A 1,832-nucleotide genomic window follows, 5' to 3' on the forward strand; every position below is an offset into this window, starting at 1 on the left:
TGTAACCACGCCCCCCCCCCAAAACAACACCCCCCCCAAACCCCCCGTGTTACCCCCCCCCCCCCGGGCCCCGGGGGGGGCCCCCCGCAGGGGCCCGTCGCGTCTCATACTTGACGTGTGCAGACCTTCGTCAAACGCAGTCTCACTGCACCACCCGGCTTCTTCGCATGCGAAGTGGCCGGTCTGCGATGGCTTTCAGAGGCTCACGGGGCGTTGTGCGTCGAGGTGTTGGAACACGACCGCACGAGCCTGACGCTTCGTCGTCTGGAATCCGTGGCCCCGACCCGGGAAGCCGCTGCCGCATTCGGTGCTTCTCTGGCGACGACGCACGACGCCGGCGCTGATGGGTGGGGTGCCCCGCCCTCCGGTTGGTCCGGCCCCGGTTACTTCGGACCGTTGAGCCATCCATTGCCTATGACCTATGGGGTGCATGACACCTGGGGCCGGTTCTACGCCGAAGAACGTCTGGCACCCATCTTTGAACGCGCACGCCCGTCGCTCACAGACCGCGCCGCAAGAGATGTCAGCGACGTCATGGAGCACTGTATTGCAGGCGAATTCGATGATGACGACACCCCGTCCCGGCTGCATGGCGACCTTTGGAGCGGCAACCTCATATGGACAGGTGACGGGGTGGTGCTGATCGACCCTGCTGCCTGTGGTGGCCACCGTGAGACCGATCTGGCGATGCTCCACCTGTTCGGATGTCCGTATCTGGAGGATTTGATCGACGGGTATCAACGCGCGCACCCACTGCGACCGGGGTGGCGTGGCCGGATTGCGCTTCATCAGCTCTACCCGCTGCTCGCGCACGTGGTGCTGTTCGGTGTCGGGTATGCGCAACAGACGCACGCTGCGGCGAGGCGGGCACTTGGCAGCGCCGATCTCGGGTAGCCGACTACGTGGGTGGCCAATCCTGAGTGCGGCGACACTGGCTCTGTACGCCAGTAGTCAGCGGAGGTGCACAGTGAACCCCGATACCATTGAGGTGGTGAAGGCGCTCTCAGTCCCAATAGTCACGGGCTTGGTCACGGCGGGCGGCATCGCGCTGGAGAGGATGAGAAACGAGCGCGATCTGGAGGTTCGTCGCGGACGGATCGTGGAAATGGCGCACAACCAGATCGCCGCCGTGCAACCGCTTTTGGAGCCCCTCGGAGGAGACCAGGCGAGGGACCGGGCCTACGCGATCATCTCCTCGGCGCTGGATTCAATCGCACGGGCCCAAGCCCTCAGCCAGCAGCCCGAAGAGCAACTTGAGAAGCGGGCGTTGAAGGCGGTGGACCATGCACGGCGGAGTGTGCTCGATGAGGTGCTGCTGAGGCGGCATCTGAGGTCCCGCGCCGCCCGAGTGCTTCGGGTGCTGTACTACGTCGTGTTCGCGTGGACCTGCCTGTGCGTCTTCACATTCTTCGGCTCCTTCACGGCGATCGATGACCCTGATGGCGGCATCGGAGTCGTGATCGGCGTCGGCGCTATGACGCTGGTGTTGGGTCTCGTCCCGATGATGGCGATGCGGTCGATTGTGCTGGGGCGCGAGCGTCGGGCCGCGGGCCTGGAGCAGGCTTCAGTTCAGGGACGGGCGGAGTCAGTGCTGGCGACGCCTGCGCCGTGGTCGTGAATTCTCTTCTGTCCCTTTGGTTCCTCCTGTTACATCGCGACAGGTTTTGTCGGTGCCTCGAACTAGTGTTCGAGTATGACTTCAGTGGCCGCCCTGCTCTCTGAGCTTGAGGCCGTCCACGCCCGCCTTGCCGCCGCCAGCGTCGATGACCTCTCCGCCACGCAGGTGCTGACCGTGATGGAACGCCTCCAGAAAGTCAGCTGGGCCGATGCCG

General features: G+C 64.7%; 2 protein-coding genes. Both read left to right on the plus strand.

The annotated features are described in order from the left end of the window. Positions 1-117 precede the first annotated feature (117 nt). Positions 118-894 (plus strand): fructosamine kinase family protein, encoded by a 777-nt coding sequence (locus A5727_RS05840; RefSeq protein WP_068246057.1) that lies wholly within the window; start codon positions 118-120, stop codon positions 892-894. A 97-nt stretch (positions 895-991) separates the two neighbouring features. After that, on the plus strand, positions 992-1,618 hold the full coding sequence (locus A5727_RS05845) for a hypothetical protein (protein WP_157521240.1): 627 nt from the start codon (positions 992-994) through the stop codon (positions 1,616-1,618). The last annotated feature ends 214 nt before the right edge of the window (positions 1,619-1,832 follow it).

The sequence above is a fragment of the Mycobacterium sp. ACS4331 genome, assembly GCF_001667265.1.
GTDB lineage: Bacteria > Actinomycetota > Actinomycetes > Mycobacteriales > Mycobacteriaceae > Mycobacterium.